18 protein-coding genes are annotated in these 13,605 nt (G+C 58.0%); 5 read left to right on the forward strand and 13 right to left on the reverse strand.

Annotation, left to right across the window (positions count from 1 at the left end; translation table 11 throughout):
• Positions 1-141 precede the first annotated feature (141 nt).
• From CJ255_RS18380 to CJ255_RS18415, 8 genes are all read right to left on the reverse strand, one after another.
• Positions 142-1,125 (reverse strand): bifunctional enoyl-CoA hydratase/phosphate acetyltransferase, encoded by a 984-nt coding sequence (locus tag CJ255_RS18380; RefSeq protein WP_217352487.1) that lies wholly within the window; start codon positions 1,123-1,125, stop codon positions 142-144.
• Positions 1,126-1,455: 330 nt separating this feature from the next.
• Positions 1,456-1,713, reverse strand: a complete 258-nt coding sequence (locus CJ255_RS18385) for a hypothetical protein (protein ID WP_097645552.1) — start codon at positions 1,711-1,713, stop codon at positions 1,456-1,458.
• On the reverse strand, positions 1,710-2,339 hold the full coding sequence (locus tag CJ255_RS18390) for a response regulator transcription factor (RefSeq protein WP_097645553.1): 630 nt from the start codon (positions 2,337-2,339) through the stop codon (positions 1,710-1,712). Before CJ255_RS18390 ends, CJ255_RS18385 begins: the two co-directional genes overlap by 4 nt.
• Complete coding sequence (locus CJ255_RS18395; RefSeq protein ID WP_097645554.1) at positions 2,336-3,022, reverse strand: sensor histidine kinase; 687 nt, start codon at positions 3,020-3,022, stop codon at positions 2,336-2,338. Before CJ255_RS18395 ends, CJ255_RS18390 begins: the two co-directional genes overlap by 4 nt.
• A gap of 150 nt (positions 3,023-3,172) precedes the next feature.
• Complete coding sequence (locus CJ255_RS18400; protein ID WP_097645555.1) at positions 3,173-3,502, reverse strand: hypothetical protein; 330 nt, start codon at positions 3,500-3,502, stop codon at positions 3,173-3,175.
• A gap of 182 nt (positions 3,503-3,684) precedes the next feature.
• Positions 3,685-4,326 (reverse strand): HD domain-containing protein, encoded by a 642-nt coding sequence (locus CJ255_RS18405; RefSeq protein ID WP_097645556.1) that lies wholly within the window; start codon positions 4,324-4,326, stop codon positions 3,685-3,687.
• 14 nt (positions 4,327-4,340) lie between these two features.
• Complete coding sequence (locus CJ255_RS18410) at positions 4,341-5,147, reverse strand: sortase (protein WP_245863572.1); 807 nt, start codon at positions 5,145-5,147, stop codon at positions 4,341-4,343.
• A 118-nt stretch (positions 5,148-5,265) separates the two neighbouring features.
• A complete protein-coding gene (locus CJ255_RS18415) occupies positions 5,266-5,760 on the reverse strand; it encodes a cyclic nucleotide-binding domain-containing protein (protein ID WP_245863575.1) in 495 nt (164 codons plus the stop codon).
• Positions 5,761-6,001: 241 nt separating this feature from the next.
• On the opposite strand from CJ255_RS18415, the gene CJ255_RS18420 reads away from it, so the two are divergent.
• From CJ255_RS18420 to CJ255_RS18440, 5 genes are all read left to right on the forward strand, one after another.
• Complete coding sequence (locus CJ255_RS18420) at positions 6,002-6,553, forward strand: cob(I)yrinic acid a,c-diamide adenosyltransferase (RefSeq protein WP_097645557.1); 552 nt, start codon at positions 6,002-6,004, stop codon at positions 6,551-6,553.
• 87 nt (positions 6,554-6,640) lie between these two features.
• Positions 6,641-7,069, forward strand: coding sequence for an RpiB/LacA/LacB family sugar-phosphate isomerase (locus tag CJ255_RS18425; RefSeq protein ID WP_097645558.1), 429 nt, complete (start codon positions 6,641-6,643; stop codon positions 7,067-7,069).
• Between the two features lie 299 nt (positions 7,070-7,368).
• Entirely contained in the window at positions 7,369-8,412 is a 1,044-nt protein-coding gene (locus CJ255_RS18430; RefSeq protein WP_097645559.1) for a glycosyltransferase family 4 protein, read from the forward strand.
• Positions 8,413-8,500: 88 nt separating this feature from the next.
• Complete coding sequence (locus CJ255_RS18435) at positions 8,501-9,304, forward strand: hypothetical protein (protein WP_097645560.1); 804 nt, start codon at positions 8,501-8,503, stop codon at positions 9,302-9,304.
• 65 nt (positions 9,305-9,369) lie between these two features.
• Positions 9,370-9,963 carry a class I SAM-dependent methyltransferase gene (locus CJ255_RS18440; RefSeq protein ID WP_097645561.1) on the forward strand — a complete coding sequence of 198 codons (594 nt, stop codon included), beginning with the start codon at positions 9,370-9,372 and terminating at the stop codon, positions 9,961-9,963.
• Positions 9,964-10,069: 106 nt separating this feature from the next.
• Here the strand turns inward: CJ255_RS18440 and CJ255_RS18445 are convergent, their stop codons facing one another.
• From CJ255_RS18445 to tsaE, 5 genes are all read right to left on the reverse strand, one after another.
• Positions 10,070-10,900 carry a class I SAM-dependent methyltransferase gene (locus CJ255_RS18445; protein WP_097645562.1) on the reverse strand — a complete coding sequence of 277 codons (831 nt, stop codon included), beginning with the start codon at positions 10,898-10,900 and terminating at the stop codon, positions 10,070-10,072.
• A gap of 5 nt (positions 10,901-10,905) precedes the next feature.
• Entirely contained in the window at positions 10,906-11,361 is a 456-nt protein-coding gene (locus CJ255_RS18450) for an FHA domain-containing protein (RefSeq protein WP_097645563.1), read from the reverse strand.
• Between the two features lie 6 nt (positions 11,362-11,367).
• Positions 11,368-12,096 (reverse strand): FHA domain-containing protein, encoded by a 729-nt coding sequence (locus tag CJ255_RS18455; RefSeq protein ID WP_097645564.1) that lies wholly within the window; start codon positions 12,094-12,096, stop codon positions 11,368-11,370.
• Between the two features lie 113 nt (positions 12,097-12,209).
• Positions 12,210-12,875, reverse strand: a complete 666-nt coding sequence (tsaB, locus tag CJ255_RS18460; protein ID WP_097645565.1) for a tRNA (adenosine(37)-N6)-threonylcarbamoyltransferase complex dimerization subunit type 1 TsaB — start codon at positions 12,873-12,875, stop codon at positions 12,210-12,212.
• 3 nt (positions 12,876-12,878) lie between these two features.
• Positions 12,879-13,400 (reverse strand): tRNA (adenosine(37)-N6)-threonylcarbamoyltransferase complex ATPase subunit type 1 TsaE, encoded by a 522-nt coding sequence (gene tsaE / locus CJ255_RS18465; RefSeq protein WP_097645566.1) that lies wholly within the window; start codon positions 13,398-13,400, stop codon positions 12,879-12,881.
• Positions 13,401-13,605: the final 205 nt, after the last annotated feature.

Genomic DNA, 13,605 nt, shown 5'->3' on the forward strand with positions numbered 1-13,605 from the left:
CTGTCTGAAAAGCTAGTGGGCACGCGTTGGAGTGCCGGCGTTAGCCGGCTGAAGCCGGCACTCCAACGCCAGTTCATAGACTTTTCAGACAGCCTCTGTGTTCTCTGTGTCTCTGTGGTAAAATTCTCTGCATCTCCTCAATTAAATCGTATGCTCCAACGAGAGTTGCGAGCGGCGCGCATGCACAAAGAGAACCGCGACGGCACAGGAGGCCATGCGAGCACGCACAGTATCGGCGCGGCTCGTGAGGATAAGCGGTGCCCGGGCACCAACCACAATCCCAGCGGCTTCGGCGCGAGCCAAGAAAGTGAGTTGCTTGGCGAGGATGTTACCGGCCTCAAGGTTGGGGACAATCAGCACATCGGCTTGGCCCGCAACTGGCGAGACAATCTTCTTGGTACGGGCCGCTTCCATACTGATCGCATTGTCGAGTGCAAGCGGGCCATCGAGTATCCCGCCAGTAATCTGGCCACGGTCGGCCATCTTACAGAGCGCCGCCGCATCAAGGGTCGAGGGAATATCGGGGGTAACCGTCTCGACCGCCGAGAGCAAGGCCACCTTGGGCGTCTTGATGCGTAGCACCTGGGCCAGTTCAATCGCATTCTGGCAGATATCAGCCTTAGCCTTAAGGTCGGGGGCAATATTGACCGCCCCGTCGGTCACAATCAGCGGCTTAGGGTAGGTAGGCACATCCATAATGAAGCAGTGGCTAATGCGGCGGCTCGTGCGTAGGCCAGTAGCCTTATTGACCACTTCAGCCAGCAGTTCATCGGTGTGCAGGCTGCCCTTCATCAGCGCATCGGCCTCACCAAGGCGTACCAACTCAACCGACTTAAAAGCCGAAGCGTGGCTATGTTCAACATCAATAATCCGATAGGGCGAAAGGTCAATGCCCTCACTCTCAGCGACCGCCTGGATGCGCTGGATCGGGCCAACGAGGATGGGATTAATCAGCCCCTGTTCTGCGGCATCAATTGCGCCGGTGAGCGAAATATCATCACAAGGATGCACAACCGCGACCGTAATTGGTTCGATGGGCTGACATGCTTCCATCAGCATTTCGTAGCCATTGAAGGCGTTATCGCCAGGCTCAACTGGGGGCATCCCTTTGCTTGCGTCGATCATGATCCTTACTCCTTGAACTGCTTGGATAAGCATGAGCGGGAAGATTTCAGGCTGCTTTACCGTTTGCAAAGAGGCGAGGACGTGAGGACGCGAGGATGCAAGGACGCGAGACCCTCGCCTCTTCGCCTCACGCATCCTCGCGAGGACGCGAGACCCTCGCCTCTTCGCCTCACGCATCCTCGCGAGGACGCGAGGACGCGAGACCCTCGCCTCTTCGCCTCACGCATCCTTGCAAGATAGTATCTGAAATTTTCCCAGAGGGCTATTGCCCTCGTGTCTAGGATACACAGCGGGAGTTACAGGGTAGTACTACCAGCATCAACCATCCCATCACTTGCGGGATGAACCACGCTGCTTGCGTTTACCACGCTGCACCATCGTGCGCCAGGCGCTATCGGGGTCGAGGGGGCGGGTGAGTTGGCTATCGCTAATCCGATTAGCTTGAGCATCGTTGAGCGCAGCGAGGTCGCGCTCGTGGGCCTCTTGGTCGGGGGTGCGGCGCACAAAGACAGCCCAGATGCGCCAGAGTACGAGGGCGAGCAGCGTGAAGGCGAGCCCTACGCCAAGCACGAAGAAGAAACTGCTCACGGGCGTCCGTCCCGTCGTAATTTGAAGAAGATACCCGCCGCTTCGGTACGATTGCTGACGCCAAGTTTCTGATAGATGTTTTGCAGGTGAAATTTCACAGTATTATCACTCACCTGGAGGCGCTGCGCGATCTGGGTATTGGTTAACCCTTGGGCAACGAGAGCCAGCACTTCGGCTTCGCGCTCGGAGAGATCGGTGGAGGGGCCAGGACGTTGGCGTTGTTGACGCAGCCAGCGACGGGCGGCTTGGGGAAAGACCAGTTGACCTTGATAGACTTGGCGGATGCAGGCGACCGTCTGTTGGGGTGCTTCGGTCTTGAGCGCAAAGCCATCAGCTTCGGCTTCGAGGGCCGACTGCATGGTATCGCCATCGTAGAAGGCCGAGAGGATGAGCACCTTGGTGGGCAACCCGGCTGTGCGGATCGCTTCGAGGCAGGCGAGGCCGCCCATGCGGGGCATCTGGAGATCGAGTACGACCACATCGGGGCGCAGTTGGCGCACGGCATCCAGCACCTGATCGCCATCATTGGCGGTGCCAACCACAAGCATATCGCCCTCGCCCTCAATCAGCGAGCGGAGCCCCTCGAGGACAAGGGCATGGTCATCGGCAAGAAAGACACGGATCATAGCGGTACTGGCACCTCAACACGAATGCGTGTCCCATGGCCAGGGGTGCTTGCAATGTCCAAATGGCCCCCTAGGATACCAATGCGTTCACGCATGCCATCAATGCCAAAGTGGCCCGCCATAGGATTGTGCAGGATGGCGGCAACATCAAAGCCACGCCCATTGTCAGCCACTTCCATCACGAGGGCAGAGGTAGTGCGACTGAGCAGAACCGTGTGCTGGTCGGCTTCGCCGTGGCGTACCGCGTTAGAGAGCGCCTCTTGGAGAATGCGGTAGAGGCTGATCTTGACTGGCAATTCAACCGTAGGCAACTCACCATCGAGTTGCAGATCAACGGGATTGCCTGTCAACTCTTCATGCTGAATGAGCAGACCTTCAAGGATAGAGACGAGATCGCGGCGCTCAAATTCAGGGGGACGGAAGGTACCCATGAAAGTACGAATCTCATTGAGCGCGTTTTCGAGCAATGAGATGCTGCGGCGAATCCGTTCCAACTCCTCGGGCGGCTCATCGGCCTGCTGGGCCATCTGGCGCTGCACCACATAGAGTTGCGAGAGTGCAGCAAAGATATTCTGCACCGGGCCGTCGTGAATATCGAGGATAATGCGCCCGACCTCACGCTCGGCAATTGCCAGAAAACGTCCACTCGTCTCGTGAAATTCTGCTGTCTGCTGATTGACCATGGCCGCGTTGCCTTTCGCTGATTAGGCGTATTATACACGGCTTGGTCACAGAGAGGCACAGCGCAGCCAGAGGGATTATGTTGAGCTAAACCCTCTGTGCCCTCTGTGCCTCTGTGGTGAATACCTCTGTACCTCTTGCTCTCGCTCGCCCTAACTCAAGTTGGGCACAGCAGCATACTCAAGGGCTTGCCAGATGCAGATAGGGATGCCAGCGCCAATGAAGCCTGCCATCACCATCCGCTCATAGTCTTGCCATGTGAGCTTGATGCCTGCTTCGTGGGCATGACGGGCTTTGTACATCACGGGTAGCCCGACAAGCAGCACGCCGCCGATGACCTCAATGGAAACCCACGAGGGTTTAATCGGCAACGAGCGTTCAAGGCCAGCAAGGGCCATGGAGTAGAGCGTGGCGAGGCTGGCAGTAGTACGGGCCACTTGGAGTGGTAGTTGCGCTGGAACCTGGTTGGTCACGACGCTCATAGGAATGTCCTTTCAGGGTGGTGTCGCCCACAATGCTCATGAAGCAGTGGGGCGTAAGCCAACATCAGGACAAACGTCAGACCAGGGGCAAATTATACGGCACTAGAGATTACAGCTAGATGACACACCAAGAGAAGGAGATAGGAAATAGGAAATAGCGCAAGCAAACGTTCTATCCGCCCTTAAACGCCCAACTCGGAGGCCAGTTGCTGCAAAAATTGATCGAGAAAAGCAGTGCGCCGCTCCGCTTCTGCGCGGCCAGTAGGGGTATTCATGGTAGCGGCAAGGCCCAATAATTTTGTGTAGAGATGATCAAGCGTAAAGCGATCATCGTCGGGGCTACGTTGGTGTGGGAAGGGTTCTGCGGGATCGTAGAGAGGCAGACCGAGTTGACCACCGAGCATCAGGCAACGGGCGAGGCCAACGGCCCCAAGGGCATCGAGGCGGTCGGCATCTTGAACAATGCGTGCTTCGAGGGTAAGGGGCGCTATAGCGGCACTAAAGCTGTGGGCCAGAATAGCGTGGGCAATCGCAGGGATATGGAAGGGCGGGTAGCCCGCAAGTGCAAGGAAGGAACTAGCGGCAGTGGCGGCCATTGCCGAGGCGAGCGGGCGCTGTGGCGAGTTTTTGGGCAGCACCACACAATCGTGGAGCCAGGCTGCCGGAATAACAATCGCCAGATCGGCACCTTCGGCATCGGCAAGCCTCCGGGCATTTGCCACCACACGCCGGACGTGTTCGCGATCATGGGCAACATCGGCCTGCATCTCGCTCCGCTCGATGAAGGCCGCGAAGCGCGCTTCCCAAGAGGTGAGATCGATCATAGGTAAGCAGCGTTCTAGCGCACAGGGGCAGCAATCGTAATCAATCGGTGGGTCATGTCGGCAACAGCACCATTGACAATAACCTCATCACCAATACATGAAACCATGGTAACTATTTCACGACCTTGGGGCAGAATATACTGCACCTGATCGGGGGTCGCCCGAATCTGATCAACAACCGTGTATTCATAGGCACTACCATCATTGGTAAAGAGGGTCATGCTCGCACCGGGAGAAAGCTCTTTGAGGCGGGCAAATGGGGCAGTGCGATCTGGGGCTGAACGGAAGGGCAAGACATGGCCCCAAAGGACGACATTCTCGCCATGGCCTGGTCGGGCGCTGAGGTTGTACCAGACCACATCGTGGGGCAGCACAATCGGCATGCGCTGGGCGTCGAGGCCACGCGGCAGGATCTCACGATCAAGGTTGATCGCCGGAATAACCATACGCACCGGCCCACTCACCCCCGGATGCGAGGCCCGAGTGACGGCAGGTGCGGTTGTGGGTTCAGAGGTAGCCGTGGCGGTCAGCGTGGGTTCAGGAGTGGCAGTGGCGGTGAGCGTGGGTTCAGAGGTGGCCGTAGCGATCCGCGTAGGTTCAGAGGTAGCCGTGGCGGTCAGCGTGGATTCTGGGATAGCGGTGTCTGTTGCCGCAGGCACAGCCGTGGGCGTGGAGGTAACTGCTTGCGCCACTTGGGTGGGCTGATCGGGAAGCGACGTGGTCGGCGCTAAGGAGCCTTCAACCGTGCCACAACCTACAAGTAGGAGTATGCAAAGGATGAGCAGAACGTACACGATTGGGCGTTGTGTAAGTTGGCGCAAAGGGGACTCCTTTCCTCAGAGGCTGTCTGAAAAGTCTATGAACTGGCGTTGGAGTGCCGACTTCAGTCGGCTAAAGTCGGCACTCCAGTGCGTGCCAACTAGCTTTTCAGACAACTTCTCAGCCTTGCTTGCCCAATTCACCCTGTTGCCAACGAATATTACCGCGCAGCAAAAGATTCGAGGAGCGCAACTTATAGGCCAGATCGGAGGCCATATTACGCATTACGCGATAGCCAATGCGGGGATTGCGTTCGCAAACCATAGCAAAATCACGCTCTTGAATAACCACTAACGTACATGTATCAACTGTGCTGACAGTGGCCGAACGTGTAGCTCCCCCCAGCAGAACCATTTCACCAAAACTCTGACCAACATAGAGAACATTAATTGTGCTGACACTGAAGGTACCATTAGGTAAGCGTGTGTTAATTGAAATACGCACACTACCGTGGAGAATGATCATCAACTCATTACCATCAGCACCTTCTTCAAAAATAATGGTTTCTGGAGGTAAACGTTGGGGTTTACATATCGTTGCGAGCTGGAGCAACTCCTCGTCGCTCAGACCGCTAAAGATTTCGACCCGCCGGAGGTGTTCGACTAGGCCGCTCATGATGTTGCTCCCTGGGACAATGTGTATTTCCCTATCCTGGGAAGGTTCGTGGCGGCTTTGCTGTTTGCGAGGACGCGAGGACGCGAAGACGCGAAGCCATCGCCTCTTCGCCTCACGCATCCTCGCAAACAGTAAAGTAACCTATCCCTCCTTAATAAATCAGTATACCATGTTCAGCCGAGTGACGTTATAATAGAGGTAGTTTTGTGAGGGCTACGTCAATTTTGAAAGAACAACATCCATGAAAATCTATACACGCACTGGCGATGAAGGACAAACCGGGTTGTTCGGTGGGCAACGGGTGGCCAAGGATGCGTTGCGCGTCCACGCCTACGGCACCGCCGACGAATGTAATGCGGCTGTGGGTTTGGCCCGCGCCGCCGGAGTTGATGCCGAACTGGACGCGCTATTGGCCCAGGTGCAGAACCAACTCTTTGTGGTGGGGGCCGACCTCGCAACTCCCGGCGAGAGCAGCCATATCCCTCGTGTAACGGCGGAAGAGACTCGTGTCCTTGAGGAGGCAATTGATACGCTTGAGGCAACCTTAGAGCCATTAAAGCAATTCATTCTCCCCGGTGGTACGGTCGCCGCAGCCCAACTGCACCTAGCGCGCACCGTCTGTCGTCGCGCCGAGCGTTGGGCGGTGAGCCTCGCCCAAGAAGAGCCGCTCAACAACGAGGTTCTGGGCTACCTCAACCGTCTCTCCGATTTCCTCTTTGTCGCCGCCCGGGTCGCCAATGCACGGGCTGGCAGCCCCGATGTGCCTTGGGTTAGCCCGCGTCAGGCTACGTGATGGATATAGAAACGAGGAAAGAGAAAGTAGGAAATAGGGCAGGAGCGCAGAACGTGGTGAAGGAGTATGCTATCTAGGAGGAAGCATATGCATATTATTGTCGGCAGCGATGAGCGCAACCATGTCACCGATGCGCTCATTGAAGATTTGCGCCAGCGTGGCCACACCCTGACGCTGGTTGGGCCACTGGCGGATCGTGATGATGCGTGGCCAGAGGTGGGCCGCGCCGTGGGTGCCGCAGTGGCCTCCGGTGCTGCCGAGCAGGGGATTGCCTGCTGCTATACGGGCACTGGGGTAAGTATCGCGGCCAATAAGCTACCCGGCGTCCGTGCGGCTCTCTGCCAAGATGCCCAGACCGCCGCCGGGGCGCGTAAGTGGAATGATGCCAATGTACTGGCCCTAAGTCTGCGTACCACCACCAGTGAGGTGGCCCGCGAAATCCTTGACGCATGGTTCGCCACCAGCAGCCCTCCAGAGGAGCAGGTCTATATTGATCAGGTGCGGGCACTGGAATAGAGTTTTTGCAGAGCTGCAGAGGATTGAACCACAGAGGCACAGAGAACACAGAGAGGTGTAGGTATATTCCATCGCTTCACCATCGTTGACACTCCCTACCGTTAGGGATGATTTCAGAAAGGGGTTTTCAGCTTTAGGGATCCTTTGCTGCTGAAGGGCTTTTTCTGAAACCATCCTTTGCTATAGAATTCCCCTGTTCCTCTGTTCTCTGTTCTCCTGTTCTCCTGTTCTCCTGTTCTCCTGTTCTCCTGTTCTCCTGTTCTCCTGTTCTCCTATTCCCCTGTTCTTCCGATATTCCTATGCAGATCAGACCACTCTACATTTCACCGATGGGGCGCGGCGGGGTTGATTTTGGCATCCAAAACATTACGCGGGCGGTGCGCCAGGCTGGGTTGCGCCCTGAGTTGCTGCGTCTGCCTGAGAGCTATAACTTTCTGCCTGGGCTCATTCCGCACAGTCTGCCCCCAGGCTGGTGGCAAGGCTTTGATCTGGTGCAGGGGCGCTCGCGGGTGGCCTTTAGCTTGAAGGCGACCGGCTTGCCTGTGGTGACAACCGTGCATCATCTGACGACCGATCCCGATCTGCAGCCCTACAGCTCGTTGGCTCAACGCCTCTTCTATCGGCTGGTTGAGGCGCGCTACGATGGGCTCTCGGTGGCCTATGCTGATGCGGTGGTCTGCGTGAGCCGCTTTACCCAACGTCAGGTTGAGCAGACCTATGGGCGGGCCGATAGTCTGCTGATTTTTGACGGGATTGATACGGCGGTCTTTACGCCTACCCCTGGGTTGGTGCGCCGTGATGATGGCGTGCCGGTGGCACCGGGGCGCATTCGTTTGCTCTTTGTGGGCAATAGAACGCGGCGGAAAGGCTTTGATCTTTTGCCGCAGATTATGGATCGTTTGCCGGATGATTATGTCCTCTACTATACGGGTGGCTTCCAGGGGCGTGAGACGAAACCGCCTCATGCCCGGATGGTGCCCATTGGCTCGCCCGACCGCGCCGGGCTTGTGGCTGCCTACCAGAGCTGTGACATCCTGCTCTTTCCTTCGCGGCTAGAGGGCTTTGGTATCGCTCCGGCTGAAGCGCTCGCCTGTGGGCGTCCGGTGGTAACGACCAACGCCGGTGCCTTGCCCGAAGTGGTTGACGAGGGGCAGAGTGGCTTTTTGGTGGCCCGCGATAATGTGGCCGCCTATGCCGAGAAGGTACGCATCCTGGGCGAAGATGCGGCCTTGCGCCGCCGTTTTGCCGAATTTGGACGCGAGAAGGTGGTCGCCCAGTTTGGCTATGAGCAGCTTGGAGAAGGCTTTCGGGCGCTCTATGCGCGTTTGTTAGGCTTAGGGTAAGGAGATAGAAACGAGAAAATAGGAAATAGTTTTTCATTGCGTGTTGGCGACTTCGTCGCCAACACGCAATGTGAAGAAGAAGTTGCCTATGCGCTCACTGCCTCGTCCGCTCGCCCGGGCCATTGGAATAGTCTTGCTAGCAACGGCAGCCCTTGGGTTGCTGCTAAGTGCGGTTGGGTTGCTGGCAACCTTTAGCCTGACGCGCCAGGCCGAGATGCGCTTGCTCGGTGCGTTAGAGGCTCTCGATGAGGCGTTGCAGGTCACCAGTGAGGGGCTGGACGTGGCCCATGTCGCGCTAGTGGATACCAATGAGACGCTGACATCATTGAGCCAGACGTTTGTCTCGGTTTCGCGCACGATCACCGAGACGCGCCCGATTATTGGAACCTTGGCGAGTGTCTCGAGTCAAGATCTGCCCCAGACGATCAATGCTACCCGTCAGACGTTGGCGACGGCTCAGGAGACGGCCCAGGTGGTTGATGGGGTGCTGGGGGCGTTGAATATCTTTGGGTTGCGCTATAGCCCGGAGCAGACGCTCAGTAGCGCGATTGGTAATGTTTCAAGTAGCCTTGCCACGCTACCCGTGGCGCTCAATGAGGTGGCCACTGGCTTGCAGCAGGCTAATCGCAACCTGGCGATTGTGGCGGATGATCTGAACACGGTGACCAGTGGGCTTGATAGTATTGCGCTCAGTGTCAATGAGACAACCAACGTCATTACCCGTTACCAAGCTGTGGTTGACGAGCTACAGGGCGAAGTTGTGGCCCTACAGGCCGATGTGCCGGGCTGGTTTACAGCGGTTCGTTTGGTCATGAGTATGTTGCTGCTCTGGTTGGCCTTGGCTCAATTGGTGCTGATTACACGGGGTTGGGAGTTGTTGTCTGAGGGGTGATACCAGTTACGAGTGATGAGTGGCGAGTGACAAGCAGGGTATACCTCCCCCTTCCCGTTAGGAATATGGATCCAACGACACTTACTACCTATGATAATCAAGCGGCCAAGTTTGCAGCCGCGCAGCGGGGTAAAAGCCCCGAGGCCTTGCAGCAGTTGATCATGACCTATTTTCGACCTGCCGGGCTGACCGCCGACATTGGCTGTGGGAGCGGGCGCGATACGGCGTGGTTGGTAGCTAATGGTTTTCCGGCGGTGGGCTATGATGCTTCAGCCGGGATGCTAGCCGAGGCGCGCCGGGCCTTTCCCGCATTGACCTGGCAGCAGGCTGCACTGCCCGATCTCGCCGAGATTGATGCGGGACAATACCAGAATGTGCTCTGTAGTGCCGTGATCATGCATCTGCCTGCGGCAAGCCTGCCGCTGGCCATCGCCAACCTGGCACGCATCCTCGCCCCCACAGGCTGCCTGCTGCTCACCTATCGCGCCAGTGAAACCGAAGACCCGCGTGAGCCTGATGGTCGACTCTACACGCCAATTGTCAGCGACCACCTTGTAGGCATGTGTCGTGCCGTGGGGCTTGCGCTGCAACACCAGCGTAGCAGTGCCGACGGCGGGCGTCTAGGCGTCGTTTGGCATGTGTTGGTGGCGCAGCGGTAATACAATTTACGATTGTAGATTGCAGATTGCAGATTGCCGAACATGGCGTCCCAATGGGCTTTCGCGTTCTTGATAATGCGGCATGTTCAAGGGTAATTGGTATAACTCAAGACTGATACAAACTAAACGTCACGATCCCATAGCGCCACTGGGCCCGCAGGCGTAGCCCGAGGCTGAGCATGCGTTGATTGAGGCTGGCCAAGGGTAAGAATTCAAGCCCGCCAAGGCTCAAGAGGCGTTGCAGTGCCCGTCCGCTAGGTTGAGCAGACGCCACGAGGCACATCAGGAAGCAGCGGCCCTTGGGCGCTAGGATGCGCCGCAGTTGGGCAAGAGCCGCATGGCTATCGCCGATCTCGTTGAGTGAGCCGCCCATCGTGACGATGCTTGCGGATCCGGGGGCGAAGGGGAGGGCTTGGGCTTTGGCGCGTACAAAGCTGATCCGTAGCCCCTCGGCTTGGGCCAAGCGCTGCGCTTGGCGCAGCATAGGCATGGCGTGATCCACACCGATCACATGGCCTGCCGCGCTGCCACGAGCGCGTTCGAGCGCACGGGCGTAGAGCCCACTTGAGCATGCTACGTCCACAATGAGGCCCCCGCCTGGCGCATGGGCCAAGCCGGTCAGTAGGGGCAACTCATAGTCATAGTCGAGGGCGGCACCACTGAGCAGCGGTAAGGCACGGGGCCGCCAGACGCGCTCATAGAGCCGGGCGGTTATTGGCAGCCAATTGGTGAGTTGGGTGGCGCTGTCGGGCAGCCTTTGGCGCGGCAGCAGATCCGCAATGCCAGCGCGGATCGGGTAGCGCCGCCCGCAGCTTTCACAGTGCAACATGCCGCTGTGCAGCGCTCCATCTTTGCCATAGCGTGCCCCAGGCATGAGGCGTAACGGCACAGTTGGCTCGACGGGGCAGTGCAGGTAGGGCAGCGCTTCGGGGTACATTGGGGTTAACTCATCACCAGCTTTAACTCCACGCGCCCGACGCGCACCACATCGCCGGGGTGGAGTTCGGTGCTACCACGTACCTCAAAGCCATTGAGGAAGGTACCATTGGTGCTATTGAGGTCTTCGAGCCACCAGACCGCCTCGCGCAGTTCGAGCCGGGCGTGTTCGCTGGAGAGAAACGTATCGTTGAGCGCAATCTCAGCTTCGGTGCTACGGCCAATGATTGTGACCGGACTCAGCGGAAAGATCTTACCCACAGGGATGCCGGTCTGGCCGCCACTTGTGACCACCAGTTGACCATAGGGAGCTGGGGTGTGGGGGGCAGGGGCGGCGGCCCCACGCAGATCGCGTGAGACGACGCGCAGCACTTGCCAGAGGAAGAAGTAGAGCAAAAAGACCACCGCTACCCGTAGCAGCAGCATAATCACGCCAATGGAGAGGTTGGCAATGTCGAACATAGCTGATCAACCTGTACGGAACACCAATTCCAACCCACCAAGCGAAATCGTATCCCCATCACTCAAGGCGGTTTCGCCTACAGGCGCACCATTGAGGAAGGTGCCATTGGTGCTCCCAAGATCGCTAATCCAGAAGCGGCGTTGGCGGTAGCGCAATTGAGCATGGTGACGCGAGACGCGATTATCTTCAAGGATGACATCATTGCCGAGACCGCGCCCAATCGTGACCATGGTACTCTGCAGTTGGATTGGATGCTGGCCAGAGGGCGTTTGAAGCAGTAGCGTGGCATGGCTGCGGCTGGCCCCACGGGGGGCGGGCGTAGTGGCAGTGGGAACAACCAGTTGGACAGTAGAGGAGCTGCTGGGCACACTGGTCATCTCAGCGGTCACTTGGATGCCCCGGCGGGCCACGGCTGCATCTTCAGCCAACTCCACCTTGGGATGTTCAAGCATACTAAAGTCGCGCTCTTTGGCCAGATCGCTCAGGTAGGTCGCCATCTCCTGCTCAAGCTGGGCACGCACAGGTTGGAAGGTAACAAAATCCTGGGGATTGAGGAAAGCGCGGTAGAAACTGGGCACAATCACCCGATTGACACTAATCGTCTGCTGGCTCTCCATGGCCCGCTCGAGCCGACGGGCAATCTCAACTGGTTGCACAGGGCTACGAAAGAGCCGCGCAACCGAGCCCTCGACCATCTGCTCCATGAGTTGTTCAAAGCGGGTTAGTGCTGACATGGCGGGGGAAGAGAAGAACAGGAGAACAGGGGAACAGGAGAACAGGAGAACAGGGGAACAGGAGAACAGGAGAACAGGAACGCCTCACGCCTCACGCATCCTCGCCTCACGCCTCACGTCTTCACTGCTGCACCAAGATAGATTGGCTCGAGGGTAGCGACATCATCTTGGCGTCCGGTTTTGAGGTGTTGCCAAGCGAGTTCAGCGAGGAAGGAGGGGCGGCGCAGCGCGGCGGCGGGAGGCGGGGCGTGGAGTGTCACGTTGGTTGCACGGCGCAAGCGTTCGAGCGTCGTGTTATCGAGATCGCCACAGAGCATTGAGGGGCTGTTGAGAGCCGCACAGAGCTCGTCAAGGGTCACGTTGCGGTCGGGGCCTTGGCGTCCAAGACTCTGGGGATCGGGCAGAAACGGGGCGGTTGCGAAGCGTTCGCGGCCAAGGCGAATCAGGGGATAGATTGGCATGCCAGGACGCCCAAATTGGTAGACGAGGGCTTCGAGGGTGCTGATACCGAGCAGGCGTAGCCCCCCGGCCAGGACGAGGCCCTTGGCGAGGCTGAGGCCAACGCGCAGACCACTCCAACTCCCAGGGCCAAGGCCAACGGCAACGGCACGCAGGGCGGTACGCTCGACCCCGGCGTGGTGCAGCAGCAGATCGAGTTGAGGCAGGAGTTGGGCAGTATGGTTACGCCCCGACTCCCAGATACACTCAGCGTGCGGCCCGGTCTCATTGTAGAGGGCCAAACCTGTGAGTGCAGTAGCGGTATCAATAGCAAGCAGCATGGATTAGCCGAAGGTTGTTCCCTTAAACGTACCAACAAGCGACACATAGCGCGGGCCGTGGGGCGCAAGGCGCATGCGGCGCTTCGTTTCGCTCAGGTGTTGAATATGGATAGCGAGGTGTTCAGCGGGGAGGCTTTGGGCCACCCGTTCGGGCCATTCGATCAGGCAGATCCCGTCGCCAGCCCAGAGTTCTTCGAGGCCCAGCGTCGCTAACTCAGCCGTCTCAGCGAGGCGGTAGAGATCGACATGGTAGATGGGCATAGCCTGGTGCTGTGGGCCGGCCCGATACTCATTCACCAGCACAAAGCTGGGGCTCGTAACGAGATCATCGGCACCGAGGCCACGAGCTAACCCCTTGACCAAATGGGTCTTACCGACCCCAAAGGTACCAATGAGCAGCACCAGATCGCCGGGTTGCAACTGCTCACCCAGACGCTGGCCTACCCGCTCGGTTTGGGCGGGGCTGTGGCTCATGAAATCGAGTTGGTTGATGGCTTGTACAGCCGGAAGACGTTGATCACTCATGTCCCTCCATTGTAGCATGGAGCGCGGCAAACGGGGACAAGGAAAGGATGAAGGATGAAGGATGAAGGATGAAACAGGGGCAAGGTTAACTGTGCTATAGTCCTTAAGATAAAGAATCGTAGAGGGGAGGGGTTCGGGGAGGGCTTCGCCCTCCCCGAAAACCCCTCCCACGATCCTAGAGGTTCCAGAAACATTATCTGAAAGA

This window comes from Candidatus Viridilinea mediisalina, from assembly GCF_002532535.1.
Classification (GTDB): domain Bacteria; phylum Chloroflexota; class Chloroflexia; order Chloroflexales; family Chloroflexaceae; genus Viridilinea; species Viridilinea mediisalina.